This is a genomic window from Flavobacterium sp. Arc2, assembly GCF_041431385.1.
In the GTDB taxonomy this organism is placed as follows: Bacteria; Bacteroidota; Bacteroidia; order Flavobacteriales; family Flavobacteriaceae; genus Flavobacterium.
In genome coordinates this window covers 93,594-115,632 of sequence record NZ_JASMRH010000007.1, presented here as the reverse complement: position 1 = coordinate 115,632, position 22,039 = coordinate 93,594, and the positions used below count along the sequence as shown (strand labels likewise).

18 protein-coding genes are annotated in these 22,039 nt (G+C 33.9%); 8 read left to right on the top strand and 10 right to left on the bottom strand.

Translation table 11 applies throughout. The features are described from left to right. Positions 1 to 120 precede the first annotated feature (120 nt). Together corA and QO182_RS06505 are read right to left on the bottom strand one after the other, a co-directional pair. Positions 121 to 1,191, bottom strand: coding sequence for a magnesium/cobalt transporter CorA (gene corA, locus QO182_RS06510; RefSeq protein ID WP_371560601.1), 1,071 nt, complete (start codon positions 1,189 to 1,191; stop codon positions 121 to 123). A gap of 223 nt (positions 1,192 to 1,414) precedes the next feature. Further along, positions 1,415 to 2,140 carry a bacteriorhodopsin-like gene (locus tag QO182_RS06505; RefSeq protein ID WP_371537106.1) on the bottom strand — a complete coding sequence of 242 codons (726 nt, stop codon included), beginning with the start codon at positions 2,138 to 2,140 and terminating at the stop codon, positions 1,415 to 1,417. Positions 2,141 to 2,256: 116 nt separating this feature from the next. Here QO182_RS06505 and QO182_RS06500 point away from each other — a divergent pair, with 116 nt between their 5' ends. Beyond that, on the top strand, positions 2,257 to 3,156 hold the full coding sequence (locus QO182_RS06500; RefSeq protein ID WP_371537109.1) for a Brp/Blh family beta-carotene 15,15'-dioxygenase: 900 nt from the start codon (positions 2,257 to 2,259) through the stop codon (positions 3,154 to 3,156). A 78-nt stretch (positions 3,157 to 3,234) separates the two neighbouring features. On the opposite strand, the gene dnaK is transcribed toward QO182_RS06500, so the two are convergent. The 3 genes from dnaK to QO182_RS06485 all read right to left on the bottom strand — a co-directional run bounded on the left by dnaK (position 3,235) and on the right by QO182_RS06485 (position 6,559). Continuing rightward, positions 3,235 to 5,118, bottom strand: a complete 1,884-nt coding sequence (dnaK, locus tag QO182_RS06495; protein WP_371537112.1) for a molecular chaperone DnaK — start codon at positions 5,116 to 5,118, stop codon at positions 3,235 to 3,237. Between the two features lie 337 nt (positions 5,119 to 5,455). Beyond that, complete coding sequence (locus QO182_RS06490) at positions 5,456 to 6,094, bottom strand: nucleotidyl transferase AbiEii/AbiGii toxin family protein (RefSeq protein ID WP_371560599.1); 639 nt, start codon at positions 6,092 to 6,094, stop codon at positions 5,456 to 5,458. Between the two features lie 3 nt (positions 6,095 to 6,097). After that, the gene (locus tag QO182_RS06485) at positions 6,098 to 6,559 is read right to left on the bottom strand and encodes a transcriptional regulator (RefSeq protein WP_371560597.1); all 462 of its coding nucleotides are present in this window, start codon (positions 6,557 to 6,559) and stop codon (positions 6,098 to 6,100) included. A 207-nt stretch (positions 6,560 to 6,766) separates the two neighbouring features. Here QO182_RS06485 and QO182_RS06480 point away from each other — a divergent pair, with 207 nt between their 5' ends. Beyond that, positions 6,767 to 7,456 carry a DUF2461 domain-containing protein gene (locus QO182_RS06480; RefSeq protein WP_371560595.1) on the top strand — a complete coding sequence of 230 codons (690 nt, stop codon included), beginning with the start codon at positions 6,767 to 6,769 and terminating at the stop codon, positions 7,454 to 7,456. 164 nt (positions 7,457 to 7,620) lie between these two features. Continuing rightward, positions 7,621 to 8,010, top strand: a complete 390-nt coding sequence (locus QO182_RS06475; protein ID WP_371560593.1) for a DUF1398 domain-containing protein — start codon at positions 7,621 to 7,623, stop codon at positions 8,008 to 8,010. Between the two features lie 146 nt (positions 8,011 to 8,156). Here QO182_RS06475 and QO182_RS06470 read toward each other — a convergent pair whose 3' ends face one another. Then, positions 8,157 to 10,775, bottom strand: coding sequence for a TonB-dependent receptor domain-containing protein (locus QO182_RS06470; RefSeq protein ID WP_371560591.1), 2,619 nt, complete (start codon positions 10,773 to 10,775; stop codon positions 8,157 to 8,159). A gap of 296 nt (positions 10,776 to 11,071) precedes the next feature. Here QO182_RS06470 and QO182_RS06465 point away from each other — a divergent pair, with 296 nt between their 5' ends. After that, positions 11,072 to 11,446: a zinc-binding dehydrogenase gene (locus QO182_RS06465; protein ID WP_371560687.1), complete on the top strand. Its 375-nt coding sequence runs from the start codon at positions 11,072 to 11,074 to the stop codon at positions 11,444 to 11,446. A gap of 179 nt (positions 11,447 to 11,625) precedes the next feature. On the opposite strand, the gene QO182_RS06460 is transcribed toward QO182_RS06465, so the two are convergent. From QO182_RS06460 to QO182_RS06445, 4 genes are all read right to left on the bottom strand, one after another. Beyond that, positions 11,626 to 12,498 (bottom strand): glycine betaine ABC transporter substrate-binding protein, encoded by an 873-nt coding sequence (locus tag QO182_RS06460; RefSeq protein ID WP_371560589.1) that lies wholly within the window; start codon positions 12,496 to 12,498, stop codon positions 11,626 to 11,628. 33 nt (positions 12,499 to 12,531) lie between these two features. After that, positions 12,532 to 13,395, bottom strand: a complete 864-nt coding sequence (locus QO182_RS06455; RefSeq protein ID WP_371560587.1) for an ABC transporter permease — start codon at positions 13,393 to 13,395, stop codon at positions 12,532 to 12,534. Position 13,396: 1 nt separating this feature from the next. Continuing rightward, complete coding sequence (locus QO182_RS06450; protein WP_371537133.1) at positions 13,397 to 14,641, bottom strand: glycine betaine/L-proline ABC transporter ATP-binding protein; 1,245 nt, start codon at positions 14,639 to 14,641, stop codon at positions 13,397 to 13,399. A 1,008-nt stretch (positions 14,642 to 15,649) separates the two neighbouring features. Then, positions 15,650 to 17,200 carry an SDR family NAD(P)-dependent oxidoreductase gene (locus tag QO182_RS06445; protein ID WP_371560685.1) on the bottom strand — a complete coding sequence of 517 codons (1,551 nt, stop codon included), beginning with the start codon at positions 17,198 to 17,200 and terminating at the stop codon, positions 15,650 to 15,652. 421 nt (positions 17,201 to 17,621) lie between these two features. On the opposite strand from QO182_RS06445, the gene QO182_RS06440 reads away from it, so the two are divergent. From QO182_RS06440 to QO182_RS06425, 4 genes are all read left to right on the top strand, one after another. Beyond that, positions 17,622 to 18,059, top strand: coding sequence for an acyl-CoA thioesterase (locus QO182_RS06440; protein WP_371537135.1), 438 nt, complete (start codon positions 17,622 to 17,624; stop codon positions 18,057 to 18,059). A gap of 221 nt (positions 18,060 to 18,280) precedes the next feature. After that, complete coding sequence (locus QO182_RS06435) at positions 18,281 to 19,051, top strand: patatin-like phospholipase family protein (RefSeq protein ID WP_371537138.1); 771 nt, start codon at positions 18,281 to 18,283, stop codon at positions 19,049 to 19,051. A 253-nt stretch (positions 19,052 to 19,304) separates the two neighbouring features. Continuing rightward, a complete protein-coding gene (locus QO182_RS06430) occupies positions 19,305 to 19,604 on the top strand; it encodes an HPF/RaiA family ribosome-associated protein (protein WP_371560585.1) in 300 nt (99 codons plus the stop codon). 744 nt (positions 19,605 to 20,348) lie between these two features. Beyond that, positions 20,349 to 22,031, top strand: coding sequence for a Na/Pi cotransporter family protein (locus tag QO182_RS06425; protein WP_371560583.1), 1,683 nt, complete (start codon positions 20,349 to 20,351; stop codon positions 22,029 to 22,031). Positions 22,032 to 22,039: the final 8 nt, after the last annotated feature.

Here is a 22,039-nt window from a genome sequence, read left to right as displayed (position 1 = left end):
CCTTTATGATTTTTTTTAAAACATATAAATTCATAGATTTTATATTCTTTTAAAGGCATTTAGCTTTGATAAACATCCTCATTTTACTGAATACTATGCCCTGAAACTTAATTATCCCTCCTAAAACCACTTTCTCTTTCTAAAATAAAACACCATAATGATTCCTATTACAAACATAACACCTATCACAGTATAATAGCCATTTTTATACTGAAGTTCCGGCATATGCTGAAAATTCATTCCGTAAACACCTGCAATAAATGTAAGAGGGATGAATATGGCCGAAACAATCGTCAAGGTTTTCATGATCTCATTCATCTTATGAGACTGCGAAGAAAAAAAGAAATTAGAAGCACTTTCTAACATCCCCATATCAGAGTCAATCTGTTCCAAAAGCTCTAAACTCTTTTGATGTAATCGAGAGAAATAACCAAAAGTTTCTGATTCTATAACACTGAAATCTTCATCTTCCTTTAAACTTTTAATCGCATACAAAGAGTCTCGAAGCGGAATTATCGCCCGTTTCAAAAAATTGAAATTATCACGGTGTTTTTCAATTCGTATCAGAATCTCAGGATCCGCACTATTCTTGGAAAGGTTTATTAATTCTTCCACTTTATCTTCTTCATTTTCGATAGTGACATAGAAATTCTCCATAACAGCATCTAACAACAAATAGAGTAAAAAATCTGCCTTTTTATTGCGAACACTTCCAGATTGATTTCTAATTCGTTCCCTTATATGTGAAAAAAAATCACTTCGCTTTTCTTGAAAAGAAATTAGAACATTGTTTTTTATCAAAAAACTAATCTGCTCCACATTGATGTTATCAGAATTCTCAGTAGGCAACATCGACTTTATATTAAAAAACAAAGTATCCGGAGATTCTTCGAGTTTTGTTCGCCTCGTAGTATTTAAAATATCAGAAAGTAGAAAATTATCAATTTTAAAAAAAGCACCTATCGCTTCAATGATTTCAATTTCATTTAAACCATGGAGATTCAGCCAATTTGTTTTTTGATCAATAATACAACTCTTTAAGTCGATAATGTCAACATCTTCATACTCAACAAAATCCACAGTATCATACACAAACAATTGCATCTCCGATTCCATCATCTTATGCCTTCCGGTGTATTCAAGCTGATTCGGCTGTGCTTTGCGGCCTTTCTTAAATTTAATCTTCCTCATACAAATAATATATACGGTAATATTACAAAAAACTTTTTTCAATCAATACTACCTTAACGTTTTTGAAAAAAGTACTAACGAAAATTACTAATACTTCATAATGGTAATAAACAAAGGTATTAACACTACTACTTTTGTTTTATGAGATAAATCATGTTTTAGAGTAAAACAAAAAGCCGAGCTATTTCTAGCTCGGCTTTAATAAACAAAAAAATTATTTTTTTTAGTTCGTTTGTGATTTCACAGCTAATGTATAAATTACTAATCCAAAACCAATTTTATTGATTGCATCTGCGATATTGTAGACAACATCAATATTACCAGCAGGAATTATTCCGTTGTACCATCCAGTTGTTCCCATCATATACCCTAATGGATAGATTGACCAACCTACAAGTACAAACCAACATAATATTTTGTGTGCAGCAAGTACATTTCCCCCTGCAGCTTTCGCTAGTTTTGAAGCTTCTCCTAACCATATTTCGTAGACAATTGCGAAATAAGCTAATCCTGAAACTGCTCCCCACATTGAAGCATTCGCTGTATCTACAACTTCTCCAAAGTAACCTGTAACTAACATTATTAAAGAATAGATAATCATTTTCCATAACAAGGATTGCTTAGCTCCTGCTATTTTCAGTATTAAATAAAACTCAACACACATTAATGGCACCGTCAATACCCAGTCGACATAACGGAAAAAAGTAGGTGATTCACCAAATGCAGCCCAATAATCTCTCATGTAGAAATAATGAACAGCTGCAATAAAAGTAATTAAACCCGAAACCAACACTGAAGTACGCCACTTTTTGTCAAATTGGCTCAGTGATAAAAAGAAAAATGCAGACGCAGCCATCATTGCCATGCACCCTACGAAAAAAGTAAACCCTACATAGTCCGTAGGAGATAATTTTGAAACCATTCCTGAAATAAACATAAAATTTGTCATAGTTAAAATTTAAGGTTAAATTTTTTTTTGTTCATGTAAATATAAGAATAGTTAGATAAACAAAATATTTTTTGTTCAACTATTTTTTCTTAATTTTAAACAAAATTAACTTAACCATGCTTAGATATACAAATATTGCAATCGTAGCAAGCTTTTTTTGCCTATGGCTCAACTCCTTTTTCCCTAAAGAAATACAAATATTCATTGGTTTTTCACTCATTTTTACATTCGGAATTCTACATGGCGCTAATGACTTGCTTTTAATTAAGAATACAAACGATTCAAAAAATAAAATTACATCTAAAAAAATAGTACTATATTATGTTATTGCAGTCCTATTTGGATTATTATTATTCTATTTGATACCGATAGTAGCCTTGCTTCTGTTTATTTTAGTTAGTGCCTTTCACTTTGGCGATCAGCAAGGGTTCTATTTAGATTTTAAAGTATCAAAATACATCCTGATCTTTTACCCTTTCATTTACGGAATCGTTATATTATTTTTATTGTTTTTCTTTCATTCCAATGAAGTCAAAGTCATCGTAACTGAGATTATACGATTTAAAGTCCCTACGTTATATATAAATGAAATCCTCATGACTAGCGGATTGATCTTTCTAAGTATAAGTGCTTATTTTTATTGGAAATTTGAATCCTTTCGAAAAAAATTACAAATAGAATTATTTTTGCTTGTGGTTTTTGCCATCTTATTTAAAACTTCGAGTTTAATATGGGGGTTTGCAATCTACTTTATTATTTGGCATAGTATTCCTTCTATTTTAGATCAAATAAAATTTATTTATGGTTCATTTACTTTTAGCAACTTTATAGCCTATTGTAGGAACGCTTTTGCGTATTGGCTGGCTTCATTATTAGGAATAGGACTTCTCTATTTCCTATTTAGAGATAAGGAAATATTTAATGCTCTTTTTTTCTCTTTTCTTGCAGCTATCACATTTCCACATGTATTAGTAATTCTGAAAATGATGCATAAAAAAAATACAAAAAGCGCATAAAAAAACCGAGCTATTTCTAGCTCGGTTTTTTTTATTATATAGTAGAGATACACCGCAGTGTATCTCTACAGGAAATAATTATTTTACTTCTTCGTAATCTACATCTTGAACATCATCTCCTTGAGCTTCACCTTCTGGTTTAGCTTCACCTTGACCTTGTTCTCCTTGAGCGTACATTGCTTCAGTAGCAGTTTTCCAAGCAGCATTGATATTATCTAATGCAGTTTGAATTGCAGGAATGTCTTGAGATTGGTGAGCCATTCTCAATTCAGTTAATGCATATTCTACAGCTACTTTGTTTTCGTCAGATAACTTAGTTCCAAGTTCTTTCAATTGAGTTTCAGTTTGGAAGATCATTCCATCTGCTTCGTTCAATTTTTCAGCTCTTTCTCTTGCGATTTTGTCAGACTCAGCGTTAGCTTCAGCATCTTGTTTCATTTTTTCGATTTCTTCAGATGTTAATCCAGAAGAAGCTTCGATACGAATATCGTGAGATTTTCCAGTTCCTTTATCAGTTGCAGAAACTTTGATGATACCATTAGCATCAATATCAAAAGTTACTTCAATTTGTGGAACTCCTCTTGGAGCTGGTGGTAAACCATCTAAATGGAAACGACCAATTGTTTTATTATCAGCAGCCATTGCTCTAGCTCCTTGCAATACGTGAATTTCAACTGTTGGTTGAGAATCTGCAGCAGTAGAGAATACTTGTGATTTTTTAGTTGGAATAGTAGTATTAGACTCAATAAGAGTTGTCATAACACCACCCATAGTTTCAATACCTAAAGATAAAGGTGTAACGTCAAGTAACAATACATCTTTTACATCTCCAGAAAGAACTCCACCTTGAATAGCTGCTCCAATTGCAACAACTTCATCAGGATTAACTCCTTTAGATGCTTTTTTACCAAAGAATTTTTCAACTTCTTCTTGAATTTTTGGCATACGAGTAGATCCACCTACTAAGATAACTTCGTCAATATCAGAAACAGATAAACCTGCATCTTTCAACGCTTTAGCAACTGGTGCCATAGAACGTTTTACTAATGAATCAGTTAATTGCTCAAATTTAGCTCTAGATAATTTTTTTACTAAGTGTTTTGGTCCTGAAGCTGTAGCAGTTACGTAAGGTAAGTTGATTTCAGTTTCAGTAGAAGAAGACAATTCGATTTTTGCTTTTTCAGCAGCTTCTTTCAAACGTTGTAAAGACATTGGATCTAAACGTAAATCAATATCTTCTGCAGTTTTAAATTCGTCAGCTAACCAGTCAATAATTTCGTGGTCAAAGTCATCTCCACCAAGGTGAGTATCACCATTTGTAGACAATACTTCAAAAACTCCGTCTCCTAATTCAAGAACAGAAATATCAAATGTACCTCCACCTAAATCGTAAACAGCAATTTTTTGATCAGTTCCTTTTTTATCAAGACCGTAAGCTAAAGCTGCAGCTGTAGGTTCGTTGATAATACGCATTACTTTAAGACCTGCAATTTCACCAGCTTCTTTTGTAGCTTGACGTTGTGCATCATTAAAGTAAGCAGGAACAGTAATAACTGCTTCAGTAACTGTTTGACCTAAATAGTCTTCAGCAGTTTTTTTCATTTTTTGAAGAGTCATTGCTGACAATTCTTGTGCAGTATATAAGCGACCATCAATATCCACACGTGGTGTATTGTTGTCTCCTTTTACTACTTTGTAAGAAACTCTTTTTATCTCAGCCGAAACTTCGCTAAAAGAATGTCCCATAAAACGTTTAATAGAAGCAATTGTTTTGGTAGGATTTGTTACCGCTTGTCTTTTTGCAGGATCTCCCACTTTAATCTCTCCACCTTCAACAAAAGCGATGATAGATGGTGTTGTTCTTTTTCCTTCTGCATTAGGGATAACAACTGCTTCGTTACCTTCCATTACAGAGACACAAGAGTTTGTCGTACCTAAATCAATTCCGATTATTTTACCCATTTTTATTTATATTTAATTATAATGTATACTCGTTTTTATTACTTGAAGACTGTAAAGCAATCTTTGTGCCAACACAAAACCCTCTAATCAATTGTCAGTTTTTGTTAAAATGGCGGAAAATACTCTGCCAAGATGACATTTTAGGCTGACTGTCATTGATAAAGTCACAAAATGCAGTTGGCAGTTTCTATATTACTATTCAGAAGCTATTCCTGCTCTCCGCTGTATTCCCGATAAACAAAAACTACGGCTAAAAAAAAGCCTTGTTTTTCTAAGTCGGGAGATGCCGCTGCTATCAGGGCTAGGGCATTTGTGTATTCAATTTACTTTAACAGAGTTAGGAATCTTCATTAGCTCTTTCAAAAAAATCCAATTTGATAAGTTCCCAAGATTTATCTAATAAACATATTGGATCAAAATCAGCATCTGCCGATTCAAAATTTACAAACTGAGATTTAATAGTAGATCCATCATTATAAGGATAGCGTTGTCCATAAAACAAAATCATTTCATCAATAGATACTTTATCAAGGTAGTAATGTAAATCCCAAAAATCTTTTTTTCTTCCTCCTCTCAAAACAACATCTAGTTTCATAGCTATAATTTCATTTTCAGCAGCCATTCGAATACCCTCTTTATCAACGCTCTCAAAAATAAATTCACCTGTATAATAAAAATCTATTTTTACAAAATCTTCCTTCGAATTCCCTACCTCAAAAAAAGTTCCAAATCCAACATCATCAAGATTCCTAGAGCTGCAATACGGATATTTATTCTCAAGAAAACTCCTAATTTCTTTAAAATCAATTGAACCATAGTCTGCAGCAGTAAACAAATCAATATCAACCGACATTCTGTGACCGATTTGTAAACTCAAAGAAGTTCCTCCAACTAATCTAAAAGAAGCAAATAAATCTTCTTCCATTAAATCAATTAAAATTTGTTTAAGCAATGGTGAAACTGTGTTCCAATACATAAGCTATCTTGTTAGTCGTTCAGGATTTAGTAAATTAATTTTAGAAACTTCCTCTTTCCCGTAAAAACGTATAATTTCTTCTTGTTCTATTTTATTGCCATAAGCAAAAACACGTTTCACAATCGAAACCTTCATCAATTTCCAATCGATTCTATCAAAAGTAGTATCCCAAAATACTCCTTTTCTTAATTTAAATAGATTCGGTTTATAACTACTGTCCTTCTTGGCTTCCTTTATGTCGTAAAAAACTTGAAGTGTCATTAAGAAACCTTCTTCAAATTCTAGCATCTCCTCTATTTTAAGCGACAAATCAACATTCATCCTCCTACTGCCTTTTATAATCGCACCAAGAGTTTGAGGATGTTCATCAATAGAAAGCGCAAACTGTCTTTTATTGATGTTCCTTCTCTTCAACTCCCGCTCAACCATTTTACCAGGATGAATTCCTTTTATAATGTCAATCATTTTCATATTGCAAATGTAAACAAAATTGTTTACATAGTTTTTAATTTAACGCTCAAACACTTATAAAAAAATAAGAACTAAACCATTCATTCCAAAAACTACAAGAAAACTTTAACCTCTTTCATTTCTACTACATAAAAAAGTTACCTAAATTTGGAGCTTACCCATTCAAGTTTAAGCAAACTACAAAACCCCAATAAATTAAAAATGGAAGATTCATTTATAGCATCAAGTAGCATTACTTTTTTAAAAAATCTAGAAAAGAATAATAATAGAGATTGGTTTGCAGAACATAAAACACAATATACAAAAGCACAAAGCAATATTATTGCCTTTGCTGACCATCTCATTGCACTAATGAATGCTCATGATGCTATAGAAAATGTGTCAGGAAAGAAAAGTCTGTACCGGATTTATAACGATGTCCGATTCAGTAAAGACAAATCACCTTACAAGCCACGATTTGCATTAGGTTTACAAAGAGCTACTAAGTTAAAAAGAGGTGGCTATTATTTGAATTTACAACCTAGTAATAATTTTCTAGCAGCTGGTTTTTTCTCCCCTAATCCAGATGACCTGAAAAGAATAAGAAAAGACATCGAACTAAATCCTGCAGCATGGCGCAAAATTTTAAATTCAAAATCAATAAAGGATAATTTTGTGGAATTAGCAGGAAATAAAGTCCCAACGTACCCAAGAGGATTTTCTAAAGACCATGAAGCCATCGATTTAATTCGGCATAAACAATTTGTCTTGAGGCATAATTTTACAGATAAAGAAGTAATTGACCCACAATTTGTTTACAAAGTAAACGAAATATTTAAATCAGTGAGAACCTTTTTTGACTATATGAGCACTGTTCTTACCACTGATTTAAATGGAGAAATTAAAGTTTAGCACAATGCGCGCTATTCAAATACCTTAGCATTCCAATAAAAGTAAAACAAACAGATACATATAGTAAATCGCACTTTTTAAAAACATCTTACAATACAGCGATCTCCAACAAATTCTCAATTACAGTATTTTAACTATATTTGACCTTTCAAAAACAAAAAGTTATGTTTACCCTAGAACAAATTAAACAAGCACATGATAAAGTGCAAACAGCTGATGATTTTACAAATTACATTCAAGAATTAATCAATCTAGGTGTAAAAGGATACGATACTCATGTGAATGATGGACGTGTAGCTTATTATGGTGAAAACGACTATGCAGTAAGTACTGATAAAAAATACGACGAAATTAAGATCGCTCCAATGGCAAATAAAGAACGCTTTATCGAATTTCTTGTAATGCATCAAGACGGACAAACCGATTATTTTACTTTTTGCCAGCAGGCAGCTCAATCTGGAATTGCTAAATGGCGTGTAGACATTATCGAGATGACCTGCACTTATTTTGACACAGCTGGTGCTGCCATTATCATTGAAAAAATTCCGAGTTAATTTTCAGCGCTTTAAAAACTGAATTATCAAACAACTAGCCTTTGGTTCTTCATCATTTTATTATACTTAAATAGACGAAAAAATATAGACATAAAAAAAACGGGAATAAATCCCGTTTTTTTTTTATAATTGTATTTTAGTTAAATTTAGAACTTAAAGTTAAGTCCTGCGGAAAAAGTTGTTCCACTAAAACCAAATTGGTTTACTTCCCAAGCATATTTGAAACGACCTCCTAAATCAGTAACAACATCTCCTTTTGGATCCAATTTGTCTGGATACACATTAAATAGATTGTTTACCATTACATTAGCAGATATAGTACTTGTAAATTTATAAGCAACACCTAAGTCTGTAATTACCTTTCCTGCAAAAGTTTGATCTTTGGAAACATCAGTAGCATGTTGCCAAGTAACCTCACCAAAATAAGTATTGTTAAATATAAAAGTTGTTTTTTTCAAATCGTAGTTCGCTCCTAATAATACTTTTGTATTAGGTCTTGCGCTTAGAATTCTACCTTGCTCTTTACGGTTAAAAATATCATATCCGTTAGCTTTCAAAATAGCTGGTGTAGCAATTTGTCCGTCAATTTTAGTCTTAGCGATATTAGATGCTAAACTAAGTCCTAATTTACCAGTTCCTATTTCTAGGTTTTTATAATTCAAAACAACATCAACTCCTTTAGTTATTGTATTAACAGCATTGATAAAAAACTTCATACTTGTAATATCGTTAGCTAATAAAACCTGTTCAACCGGGTTTATAGTCGTATCATCTCCGTCAAAACCAACCTCTCCTGAAAACAATACGCGATCTTTAACCTTGATATGATAGAAATCAAGCGAAGCAGAAAAATTAGGCCCTGATCTAAAAGTAACTCCTGTTGAAATATTTTGCGATTTCTCAGCATGTAATTGAGGCACTCCAAGTCCAATAACCGCTGGATCTACATTATTAAAAGTTCCTTGATTAGAAATTGTACCTCCAGAAACAAGCGTTTGAATATTACTCAAGTAAATCTGGTGTAATGCTGGAGCTCTAAATCCTGTACTGTAAGAGGCACGTATAGCAATATCATCATTAAGTTTGTAACGAGAGTTTACTTTCCAAGAGACATTATCTCCAAAATCTGAATAGTTCTCATATCTAATAGATCCTCCTATTAAAAAAGCTTCTGTCATATCGTAATCTAAAGTAGTGTAAACACCAAAATTGTTACGATCTTTTTTTAATGCATTGGCAGGTTGTAACCCAGGGAACGACTGCGCGCCACCGTCTACATAAGACTCTACCTGACCAGCTCTAGCTTCAAATTGCTCTTTTCTTAATTCTGTACCAAAACCAAAAGTTACTTTATCAAAAGTTCTGCTAAAATCAGCATTACCTACCAACTGACTAAAAGAATACCCACCAACATTAAATGAGGTTGGACTACTAGCACCCAAAGAAGGATTTAATGTATTGTCAACAGTATAATCTACTTTATTAGAACCAGCTGTTAAACTGAAATCTGAATTAAAACCAAACAAAGTAGTTTTTATCCCAATAGATCCCAGGTTATCAAAAATATCTGTTTTAAAGGTAGGTTGGAATCCATTATAGGTTGTTCCGGCATCGTGTAATAAATTGTTATCGTCTGAAACCCAGTAAGGCGCTCTGTACAAAGCAAAACTCGTTCCTTTTCTAATATTAACATCTCCAAAAGCATAAAGCGTAGTTTTATCAGAAAGAGGATATTCAGCATTCACAACTAAAGCACCCATTTTAGAATCTGGTTGCCCGATAGTCATCCCTAAATCAGGATTTTTACTTAACCAATCTCCCCATGTCGCATCGTCTGCAGCTACTCCAAACAAATCGTCTTTACCCGGTTTTGCCGCTCTGTTTGTTTTCTTTTGATCTAAATAAGAAAGATTGAAATTTACAAAACCTTTGTCAGCAATTTTAAATCCTGAATTTAAATCAGCTCCAAAATTGAAACCATCTCCTTGTGAAGTCACTCCAGATGTAACATTTACTTCAGTAAAGTTAGTTTGTTTTTTAAGGATAATATTCACTACTCCGGCAATAGCGTCTGAACCGTATTGAGATGAAGCTCCGTCACGTAGTACTTCTACTCTCTCGATAGCTGAAAACGGAATACTTTTCATATCTGTTCCTACCTCTCCTTTACCCGGAGTATCATTAATATACACTAATGCACTTTGATTTTTTCTTTTTCCGTTTACCAAAACCAAGGTACGGCTTGGTCCTAATCCACGTAAATCTGCTGGGTCAAAATGAGCCGTTGCATCAGATATAGCTTGAGTACTTGAATTAAATGAAGGGATTTTATAGGCTAACATTTTATCAAAAGTAACCTGCCCACTTGATTTAAGATCTTCAGCGTACAACTTATCAATAGGTACAGCAGAGTTTAATACACTTCTCACTTTTGATCTGTTTCCTGTAACAACAACCTCATCTAAACTGTTATTAGGATTTAATTTAAAAACGATAGCAGCAGCTGCATTAGTCACCTCTATGCTTTTATTTTGAAATCCCACATATTTCGCTATTAATGTAACAGGAAATCCTTTTACCTTAATTTCAAAATTACCGTTCCCATCTGTAGTGACTCCAGAAGAAGTTACTTTATCTACAACATTAGCATAAGGTAAGGCTTGTCCATTCTCATCCATAACAACCCCTTTGATTGTTTGGGCATTCATAACTGTGGGTCCTATTATCATAAATAATACGACTAAAAAAAATTGGTTAAATTTCATAAATGGTTTTTTTTGTTTTTTTTTGTAATCTAGAGAACAAATCTATCATTTTTTGTTAAAGAAACCTTAATGTAACTACATTTTTATTTAAAAAAATAAAAATATCACATATTGACTGTTATTACGCAAAAGCCTTACAAACACTACTGTTTTCAAATATAAATAGTCAAAAACCGTCACCATATGCCAATTACTAAATCAAACTACATCTAAGTTTCTTTACTCGTTACTCTATTTTTTTTCTCGTACTGCAAGACTTTGATTACAATTGACCACGATGGTTTCAACGTTCGCGACTGCCAGCAAAAGTTATTGGTTTTACGAGTCCACTAAAATCGGATAGCGTGCTAAGCATTGGTGCCGATAGTGTAGTAATGAGAAACGATAATTTGGTAGAGAAATTAGGAGAAAATAGTATTGATGTAGTAATTGATTTGGTTGGAGGTAAGCAATGGCCGGATCTATTGAATGTACTAAAACCTTTTGGGCGATATGCAGGTGCAGGTGCAATTGGAGACGCACATGTTGAATTGGATATAAGAACACTTTACTTAAAAGATTTACGACTTTTTGTATGTACGGTTCTTGATGAAGGTGTTTTCTCAAATCTAGTAAAACGCATTGAGAGTGGAGGCATTTCTCCATTGGTTGCAGCTACCTATCCGTTATAAGATACTGTTGCTGCATAGTAAGTTTTTTTAGAGAAAACATACTGGTAAAATTGTACTGAAAGTTGGACAAAAAAAGAATTCGTAAACAAAAACAGTAGTAACTAAGACATAAAAAAGGGAACCGCATTTTAGTAATGCGGCTCCCTTTTTATATTCATTTAAAGTTTTAAACTTCCAGATTATTTCATCCAAGAGTCAACCAAAACTTTATTGGCTTCATACCATTCTGTAGCTCCTGCTTCTTCACCTTTGTCTTTAATGGCTGTCATTAATTCGGCCAATTGCCCTTCTTTAAGGTTAAAGTTTTTGAAAAAAGTTGCTGCCTCAGGTTTGTCTTCTTCAAATCCTCTTCTTGAAATAATTGTACAAGCATCTTTTGGGTAAACTCCTTTAGGATCTTTTAAATATTTTAAGTCGTTTTGAGACCATTTGAAATGTGGTTTCCAACCTGTTACTACAATCCACTCTTTATCCCTGATTGCTTTCTCAAGACTCGCCACCATTGCAGGTCCGCTTGATGTAATTTGCTCATAGTCTAATCCGTATAAATCTATTGCTTTAACCGTGTTAGCATGAATACCGGCACCACCACCAATACCAATAATTTCACCCTTAAATTTATCTTTATTAGCGTTCAACTCTTCTATAGAGTTAATTGTTACATAAGTAGGAACAACTAAACCAGTTGTACCCTCGCTAAATGCTTCGCCTAACACTACTAGTTTATCACCATAATCGGCCCAGTAATCTTTATGCGTATTAGGAAGCCATGCATCAAGAAACACATCCCCTTTTGAGTCGTCTTTCGACAATTCTCCATAAATTAAGCCTGGTGCAAGATTGGTTAATGTCACCTCATAATCGTGTGATTCAAGTGCTGCTTTTGCTAAATAAGTGAACGCAACTCCTTCAGACCAATTGGGATAAAAGATGCTAACTTCTTTTTTATTTTCGCCTTCTTCTTTTTTCTTCTCACCGTTCTTGCATGAACTAACTGAAACAGTTAATAGTGCAACTCCAAGTAAGATTCCTAACTTTCTCAATTTCAACATAATTATATTTATTTATTATTATTCTTATTACTCTTATTTTTTCTTTGCGATAGCTTGTGTCGTTCTGTCTAAAATTATCGCCAATATCACAATACCTAATCCAGATTCAAAACCTTTTGCAATGTCGTTCTGTTGAATTCCCTGGTAAACAATACTTCCCAGCCCTTTAGCTCCTACCATCGAAGCAATCACCACCATTGATAAAGCCAATAGTATTACCTGATTGATGCCTGCCAAAATAGTTGGTTTTGCCAAAGGCAACTGTATTTTAAATAAAATTTGTCTTTCGGTTGCACCAAAAGCGCGTCCGGCCTCGATTACATCCTCTGCAACATTTCTAATTCCCAGACTCGTTAACCGAACAGCTGGCGGCAGCGAGAAAATTACAGTAGCCACAACTCCAGGAGTATTTCCTACACTAAAAAAGAAAATAGCCGGTATCAGATAAACAAAGGCCGGCATGGTTTGCATCAAATCAAGTATAGGCCTAATAATCACGTCAGCTGTTGTGCTACGGGCAGCCACAATTCCTAACGGAACACCAAAAAGCAGCGCAATCAGGGTGGAAACAATAACCAAGGTGGTTGTTTGTATGGATTCTTCCCAGTAGCCCATCGCAAAAATCAACAATAATCCAAAAACAGCAAATAGTGCTAATCCTGCTCCTTTTTTTAATCCTTCCATTTTAAAGGCACTTTTCCCGGCATTGGCATAATATGCCCCCAAGGCTACAAATGCAATAATGATATAAAAAGGGATATCCAGTAATACGTCATTCATACTGTCAACCGTCCAGGAGATAACGCCATCTATAGCTCCCCATAATCCAGAAAAGTTCTTTTCTAACTTATTAATTCCAATTTCTATATATTTACCAAGGTCAATTAACTTTTCCATATTACATTTCGTTTGCACGTTCTTTTAGTTCACTTATTTCTTCCTTTTCAAATCGCGTAGCTTCAATAATCAGAGAAGTTTGAGATATCAGACCAAGTAATTTCCCAGTCGCTTCCTCAATAACAGCCAGAGGGTATTTAGTCCCTGTAATCAAGGGTAACATATCTTCTACGGAATAGGATTTATATACACTAGGGACATTTGTTCTTAGCACTTTCTCAACAGACATTACTTTTTCTTTTTCCAATTCTAGCAAATCCTCTAACCAGACATAACCAAGAAATTTTTTCTTTTCATCTTCCACAGGAAGAATCTCAACTCCAACTTCACTCATTTTTCGGATGGCACCTTTGGGTCCGTCTTTGCCCATTTGAACCAGCGTAACCTTTTTAAACATTAAAGATTCAGCTGTAATAATAGTTTTTCGATCCACTTTATTAACAAAAGCTTCAATGTAAGTAGTTGCTGGATTTGTTAAAATATCTTCTGCTGTTCCAATTTGTTCCACGACACCATCTTTCATAATAGCAATACGGTCACCAATTTTCATGGCTTCGTCTAAATCATGAGTAATAAATACGATTGTTTTGTGTAACTTGTTTTGTATAGCGAGCAACTCATCCTGCATATCCGATTTAATCAATGGATCAAGTGCAGAAAACGCTTCGTCCATCAGCAAAACTTCAGGATCATTTGCTAGGGCCCGTGCTAAACCAACCCTTTGTTGCATACCTCCTGACATTGCCGATGGATATTGATATTCATACCCTTTTAATCCCACTGTTTCTAGTGCCTGCAGGGCTTTTTCTTCCCGTTCCTCCTTTGCTTCTCCCCTGATTTCTAATCCAAAAGCAGCATTCTCAATAATCGTTCTGTGTGGCAGCAGACCAAACTTTTGAAATACCATACTCATTTGTGTACGTCTGGTTTCCAATAGTTCTTTATTTGTCTCGCGGGTAATATCATGATCATCGAAAAAAACTTTACCAGACGTAGGTTCGTTTAGCCGGTTCAAACAACGGATTAAAGTAGATTTTCCACTACCGGACAAGCCCATAATTACAAAAATCTCACCTTCCATAATTTCAAAGCTAACCTTGTTGACACCAACAGTACATTTTGTTTTCTTGAGGATTTCTTCTTTTGAAATACCTTTCTCAAGTAGAGCGAGAGCCTCCTGTTTACGTTTTCCGAAAATTAGGGTTAAGTCCTCAACCTTGATTTTTATTTTTCTTTTCTCCTCCATAATATCTCTATTTTCTAATTAAAAGTAAAACGATATTAAGATTGAAGCGCATCTCCCAATCAGCATCAATGGTCCTGTTAAATAAGGTATTTCCTCAAAACAGACCCTAACCAGGGTTAGTTTTTTCCTTGCGCTGCATTAATGTAGTTATCAACATGTCCTGCACTAACTAATATTCCTTTAAGTTCATAAAAGAATATTCGACTCTATCATCTGATTTCTGAAAATCAAATGTAAAGCCGTCAACTTTTTCGTTATTTTGTTTGTGAATTTTATTCTTGATGGATTACAAATATACAACTAAAAGCCCCTTTAAACAAATGTTAACGCATAAATCGGACTTTAGCGACCGTTCCGCAGCCCTCTACTATTTAAAAAAAACAAGATTTATTTTTTGAGAATTGTTGATTTAATAATATTTTAAATCCTTTTTATTTTAGCGTATATGCTTTTTTTTTGATTTTAATCAGCACGAAAAGATCCCCGTTCTGCAAAGATTTCCTCTAAAAAATAAATCTATCGCTTGAACTGCGCAAAGACATAAAATATTGATTAGCAAACCTAAAATTCACATACCAATTCTGTGCTATTAAGTATGGACAAACGATTTATTCATAATGAAGCAAATAGTTAAGAAGGGTACAAAATAACTGCAATTATTCCCAAAGTGAAAATTGTTGATTTGTACTACTTAAGATTTATAGACTCAACCCCAAAATTTGGAGAAATCTATAATTAATTCTAAGCTCTGAGTTACTCTCTTATGTCTTCCTTAAAAGCCGCAATCTCAAAGTATCTTACGTAGATATAACAGTCACGATTAATTTTTCTCATAAGTAGGAAATGTTATAAAAAAATATCGCTTAAAAAAAGTGATTTTTTTAAGCGATATTAAAATAGAATAATTTAATCCTTGCAAAAGGCCCAACTAAATTTCCACTATTAAAAAAGTCATCTAGCTGCAGTTGTACATAGAATATTTTCTTAATAAAGAATAGCCCAAGTATATTACCACGGTATAGGATTATAATCTTTTAAAAATTTTCCGCACCAGTGTTTTCCAGTATTTATACCATCAAACAGAGGGTCCATTACGCGTGCTGCGCCGTCAACAATATCTAAAGGTGGTTGAAAATCTTCCAACTCCTGTTTCTTTTTGGCTAATTCTGCAGGATCTTCGTCGGTTACCCAACCTGTATCAACTGCATTCATAAATATTCCATCTTTTGCTAAAGTCCCAGAAGAGGTGTGCGTTAGCATATTTAGAGCAGCTTTGGCCATATTAGTATGAGGATGGCGGTCTTCTTTGAAAAAACGATGAAACTTTCCTTCCATAGCCGAAACATTTATGATGTGTTTTTTTCCCGTATTGTCTTTCTTCATTATTTCCGAAAGGCGGTTACACAACACAAATGGTGCTACAGAATTCACAAGTTGTACTTCAATCATTTCAGTAGTTTCAATTTGCCCCAATCGCAAACGCCAACTATTCGTTTTCCTTAAATCTACTTGCTGTAAATCGGCATCCAATTCTCCTTCTGGAAATACTTCATTCGCCACCAGTGTATTGTCAAAGCTATACGGAATCTGAGATAATTTGGCGGAAGCCCGTAAACCAATTCCAGGTTCCGGTCCGTGCCACGTAACTGGCATATTTTGATTAGAAGAAGCTCCCGCAGTCAGTACTTTTAATTCCTGTAAACAATCTGCGTGATCCAGCAATAAATCCTGTACCTGCTTTGGTAAGGCACTTATCGGGCGCTCTTCGTTAGCCATTAAATGGGTATAGAATCCCGCTGGTCGTCTCACTGTTTGTGCTGCATTATTGATCAGAATATCGAGACGTTCGTATTTTTGCTCTATAAAATTGCAAAAAATCTCTACGCTAGGAATATGTCGTAAATCCAATCCGTGAATTCTTAAACGATGCCCCCACTCCATGAAATCCTCCTCCTTAGAAAAACGCATGGCCGAATCTACTGGAAAACGGGTCGTCGCAATAACGGTTGCTCCACCACGCAAAAGCATTAGAGTAATATGATATCCTATTTTTAATCTAGAACCAGTTATAACTGCTATTTGTCCTTTTACATCCGCTGTCTGAAAACGTTTAGCATAATTAAAATCCCCACAATCTGTACACATAGTATCATAAAAGTGATGCATTTTAGTAAATGGGGTTTTACATACGTAACAGTTTCTAGGCGTTTCTAGTTCTAACTGTTCTTTATTAGCAAGATCATTATAAGCCAATAGTTTTGGCGCAATAAATATACTCGCTTCTCTCGCGTGGCGTATTCCAGTTTCTTTACGAGCTGTTTTGTCCTGCTTTTCCTTTTTACGTTTGGCAACTAGTCTACCATCTTTTTTACGTCGGGAAAGTTCGTCTCGATCTGGTCTCGAAAACATTCCTGCTGCTTTGATCAAGGCTGTTCTTTGGTCTTTCTCAATGTCGAATATCTCGTCAGTATTCGTGTTTAATTGCGCCAATATGGCGATGCATCTATCAATTTCATCTGAAGTTATTGCGGTCTTTGGCATTGTTTCATCTTTCGTCATCATAAAAAACAGGGATCAGTCTTGGCAAAAATACCAAGGGCGCAAATATAGTTTTAAAATCTTTCCCCTACTCACATTTTTTCTGATAGTCACCACGGTTCCAAAAGGCTACGTAAACTAGCAAATTACCTGTAATTATATTGCCATGACAATGACATAGTAGTCTCCTTTTAAATTAAAGAATAATCTCTAAATACACCGTACAATTTCAATCAAAACTCTCGTTTTTCCCTATATTTACGCTTGCTAAGCTCAAATGTATGAGTACACCATTCATAGCAAACAAGTACGTTATATGAAACTAGAGTGTTTTTCTATAACTGTTTTCTAAAAAAACTATAGTAGTCATTAGGGGTACTTTATCATGGAGCAAGCAACACAAGTAATAAAAAACAAATTCAAACTTTTAATATAAATTATAATGACATCTTTTAGTAAACAATTATCCTTTCGTTGGTCAGATTTAGACCCTAATTTCCATGTGCGTCACAGCGCGTATTATGATTTTGGTGCTCAGCATCGTATCGAGATTCTAGAAAGCCTTGGCTTGACCATGAAAGTTTTACAGGCCAATCATTTTGGTCCAATACTCTTTAGAGAAGAATGCGTATTTAGAAAAGAAATAGGGCTTGCAGACACCATATTTATCCACACCAAAATTTCTAAAATGAGACCTGACGCTTCCCGTTGGTCTATTGTGCATGAGTTAAAGAATGAAGAAGATAAATTGTGTGCTACAATAACTGTTGACGGTGCTTGGATGGACACAAAACTTAGAAAAATAGCTAATCCAACTCCTGAAATCGCAATGGAAGCCATGAACAGTATACCAAAAACAGAAGACTTTATTGCACTTTAAATTATTGCCATTGAAAAGACTGCACACTGTCAATCCTTAATTTAAAACGGAATAAAACAGTTACAGCCAATAACAAAAAGACTAATTATCAATATAAAACATTGCTAATTAGTCTTTTTTATTTATATTGGTTGAACAGAGCAAAAAGCGGCGTTATTCACCCATTCTCCTCAAATTATTCGAGCAATGAAACCAATTATTACTAATTTTAAGAGTGTCATATGAAACCTAAAATTGGTATTGCATTATCAGGAGGTGGCGCTAGAGGAATTGCACACCTAGGAATTTTAAAGGCTTTAGAAGAATTTGGTGTTGTTCCAACCCATATTTCCGGAACTAGCGCAGGAGCTATTGCAGGAGCTTTTTATGCCGCAGGTTATTCTATCCCAGAAATCGTAACTATTTTAAAAAAAGGACAGATCTTTAATTTCTCCAATATCCTAATAAAGAGACAAGGTTTTTTTGCTATGAAAGGATTCAATGATATCTATAAGGAATACTTTCCAAACAACTCTTTTGAGGATCTTGATATACCCTTGTATGTAGCTGCTACCGATATTTTAAAAGGGGAACTAGTTTACTTTTCATCTGGAAATCTATCCCAAGCATTAATGGCTTCTTCCTGCATTCCCTTAATATTCCAACCCGTAAATTACAACGAAACCTTATTTGTGGATGGCGGAGTGCTTAATAATTTCCCAACCGAACCTTTGGCTGGCCAATGTGATATTATTATAGGCAGTTATGTGAATTCGATTAAAAAAGAAATAGATCAAGTTCACATGAATAACATCGTCGACCGTTGTTTTCATTTAGCGATGAAAGGTTCTGTTCAAAATAAAATAGACAGTTGCACTTTATACATCGAACCGCCAAACATGAGTCAATTTAGTCTTTTTAACCTAAAAAGATCGGATGAAATTTTTGAATATGGTTATCAATACGCTCTTACTTTCGAAAAACAGATAAAAGAACTCGGTCTTCATTTATAAATCATAAAAAAAATATAGCCTAGATTCACTACTTAATTTTTAATCCAAAGCGCATCAGTTTCAAAATATATCAATGTAGCTTTTTTTAATTTGTTTAACATTGAATTTTAAACTCTTATGAATTTAATATGTAAATTTGAGTAGTGTGCAAATTTAGTTTTACACATTTTACCTATTAAAAATAGCTTATATAGCATAGCAAGACCTTTTTTAATTATAACTTCAATACTACTAACATTATAAAATAGTAACCATGGAAATAATCACACAGTTTGTACAAGCAGAAACAAAAAACACAGCAGATGCTTTAGTATTTGAAAAATTAGAACAATTAGGAAAACATTATAAATGGATTATTCGAGCAGATGTAAAATTTAAAGAAGAAAAAGGAACGTATGGCAAAGGCAAGATATGCGAAATTATATTGAGCTGTCCTGGTCCGCAAATATTTGCTTCGTCTAATGAGGATAGTTTTGAAGCTGCGGTTGCTGAAACCATAAGAGATATAGAAGTACAGTTAAAAAAACGTAAAAGTGAGATGCAAACGCACTAGAGTTAAAATATAAAGTGGACAAATACTCGTTCTGTTGCTTTGTAAAACTACAAATTTAAAAAAGGAGCTACAGCCAAAAAAGGTTGTAGTTTTTTTATACTTTTATAATCGATAGAAGTAAATATCGAAATATTTTTTTAATGTAAGTAAGATTTATAGTGCTGCATTCCAATTTTTACCTTTAAAAATTACTTCATAATGCACTAAAATAACACTAATTACTTCTCTAAAAGAATAAGCTTTGGCAAACAGAACTTCCCAACATATACTAAATACATCGGCTAACCTACTCGGTTTTTGTTTGTTTGTAATCACGTCACTACATATGACCGATACCGCAAAAAACAGCTTAATAGATGAGTTCACTTCTATTATGGCCTTATTGTTAACCATTTCTTCGCTATTGTCGTTTTTTTCGATACGAACGCAAAATTTGGAGAAATAAATCCAACTAGAAAAATTGGCTGATAATTTTTTTATTAGTTCCCTTGTTGGAATTTTTGCTATAATATTATTTATTATTATCGCTTATTGGAATCAATAAAATTTAGAGTTGCCATAGAAAAGTTATTGCCTTATTGAATTTTAAAGTGCTTCTTGTACCCAATATACTTATTTTATTAAACTCACAATAAGTAGCTATAGCATCTTCTTTCAAACAATTGTATTCCACTCCAATTTTAAAAATAGTCTTATTTTATAGGTAAACTACTTTTATTCTTACCTTTAAGTATATTTTATACTATGGATACATTCTATCATATTCTTAAACTCCTTGCTGGCATTGGTCTATTTCTATTTGCCATGTATTTACTGGAGGAGTCTTTAAAAAATCTTTCTGGAAGGAGTTTTAAACTCTTTTTACAGCGCATTACTAAAAATGCGATTGGGGCGGTTACCGGTGGCGCGATAGTAACGGGTATTCTTCAGAGTAGTTCTATGGTTTCATTCATGGTACTGGCTTTTGTAGGTGCTGGTGTATTTACCATGAGGAATGCGATGGCTATTATTCTGGGCGCTAATCTAGGAACTACACTTGATAGTTGGATTGTTGCAACTCTTGGATTTAATATGGATATAGAAGTTGTTTCCTATCCTGCAGTTTGTATGGGAGGTCTACTTCTTATCCTTTTCGGAAGTCGGAAAACCTATAAATATATTTCTTATTTTCTTTTTGGATTTGGCTTATTATTTATTGGCCTATCTTTTATGAAAACTGCCATGGAAGCTCAGGTGAAAGTTTTTGATTTTTCGCAATATACTGCAATGTCACTGGCGGTTTTTTTACTAATTGGATTTATAATCACTGTACTTGTTCAATCGAGTTCTGTAACCATGGCCCTTGCACTCAGTGCAATTCATGTTGGGGCTATATCTTTGCCTATCGCCGCCGCCATTGTATTGGGCTCACAAACTGGAACTACCATTAAAATAATGCTTGGCGCTATAGGAGGAAATGCTTCAAAAAAACGAATCGTGTTAGGGAATTTCCTTTTTAATATTTTTGTCACCTTCTTTGCTTACCTACTGTTGTCCCCCATATTATTCCTGATAACTGAGCAGTTTAATGTCAAGGATCCTCTCATTGGTTTGGTTCTTTTCTCCACCATAATTAATTTGTTTTCCATTATCATCTTCTTACCGCTATTAGATCAATTTACTCATTTTTTGGAGCGCTTTTTCAAAGAGTCAGATGGATCAGTGACTGCTTTTATTAAACATGCTTCCATAGCAGAACCTATTACTGCCTTAGACTTATTTAAAAGGGAAAGTAACTATTTCATACACAATTCAATGCTTTTTAATTTAGAACTTTTTAAGATTGACACGAACTACATCACTAAAAATTCCGACTATATAAGCATTAACGAGAAGAAGAAGTTTTTCATAAAAACAAAAGAAGAAAAATATGATTTCCTCAAACAGTTGCAGGGTGAACTTCATTTATTTTATTTAGAGCTAAGGCCAAAATTACAATCGGAGCAGTATTCTGATATCAATCAATTAATTTCTGCTGTACGCAGTTCCATGCACTCCGTAAAGAGTGTCAAAGATATAGGTACCAATATTACTAACCTCCGACATTCGTCAAAAGACATCAAGTACAATTTTTTCATCCACAATAGACAGGAAACACAAGTATTGTACCATCAATTTAATGCACTTATCAACCAAGAAATGCCAAGTACGTTTGATAACCTCCAGTACGTTTTCAATTCTATAGAAAACAACTATACTTCGGCGCTCAACAACTTCTATTCAGAGGCACAAAATACCACTTTAGAAAAAATTGATATTACGACGATTATTAATTTTAACAGGGAGCTTTTTACGTCTAATAAAGCAATGTTAATGGCCGTAAAAGACTTTTTATTGAAAGAAAAACAAGCTCAGGAATTTAATGAAGTTCCAGTGTATAAAACCTAATAAAGGCA

Bases quoted from the DNA above. Each gene is read 5' to 3' on its own strand.
- corA (WP_371560601.1), bottom strand. From the start codon at position 1,191: ATGAGGAAGATTAAATTTAAGAAAGGCCGCAAAGCACAGCCGAATCAG.
- QO182_RS06505 (WP_371537106.1), bottom strand. From the start codon at position 2,140: ATGACAAATTTTATGTTTATTTCAGGAATGGTTTCAAAATTATCTCCT.
- QO182_RS06500 (WP_371537109.1), top strand. From the start codon at position 2,257: ATGCTTAGATATACAAATATTGCAATCGTAGCAAGCTTTTTTTGCCTA.
- dnaK (WP_371537112.1), bottom strand. From the start codon at position 5,118: ATGGGTAAAATAATCGGAATTGATTTAGGTACGACAAACTCTTGTGTC.
- QO182_RS06490 (WP_371560599.1), bottom strand. From the start codon at position 6,094: ATGTATTGGAACACAGTTTCACCATTGCTTAAACAAATTTTAATTGAT.
- QO182_RS06485 (WP_371560597.1), bottom strand. From the start codon at position 6,559: ATGATTGACATTATAAAAGGAATTCATCCTGGTAAAATGGTTGAGCGG.
- QO182_RS06480 (WP_371560595.1), top strand. From the start codon at position 6,767: ATGGAAGATTCATTTATAGCATCAAGTAGCATTACTTTTTTAAAAAAT.
- QO182_RS06475 (WP_371560593.1), top strand. From the start codon at position 7,621: ATGTTTACCCTAGAACAAATTAAACAAGCACATGATAAAGTGCAAACA.
- QO182_RS06470 (WP_371560591.1), bottom strand. From the start codon at position 10,775: ATGAAATTTAACCAATTTTTTTTAGTCGTATTATTTATGATAATAGGA.
- QO182_RS06460 (WP_371560589.1), bottom strand. From the start codon at position 12,498: ATGTTGAAATTGAGAAAGTTAGGAATCTTACTTGGAGTTGCACTATTA.
- QO182_RS06455 (WP_371560587.1), bottom strand. From the start codon at position 13,395: ATGGAAAAGTTAATTGACCTTGGTAAATATATAGAAATTGGAATTAAT.
- QO182_RS06450 (WP_371537133.1), bottom strand. From the start codon at position 14,641: ATGGAGGAGAAAAGAAAAATAAAAATCAAGGTTGAGGACTTAACCCTA.
- QO182_RS06445 (WP_371560685.1), bottom strand. From the start codon at position 17,200: ATGACGAAAGATGAAACAATGCCAAAGACCGCAATAACTTCAGATGAA.
- QO182_RS06440 (WP_371537135.1), top strand. From the start codon at position 17,622: ATGACATCTTTTAGTAAACAATTATCCTTTCGTTGGTCAGATTTAGAC.
- QO182_RS06435 (WP_371537138.1), top strand. From the start codon at position 18,281: ATGAAACCTAAAATTGGTATTGCATTATCAGGAGGTGGCGCTAGAGGA.
- QO182_RS06430 (WP_371560585.1), top strand. From the start codon at position 19,305: ATGGAAATAATCACACAGTTTGTACAAGCAGAAACAAAAAACACAGCA.
- QO182_RS06425 (WP_371560583.1), top strand. From the start codon at position 20,349: ATGGATACATTCTATCATATTCTTAAACTCCTTGCTGGCATTGGTCTA.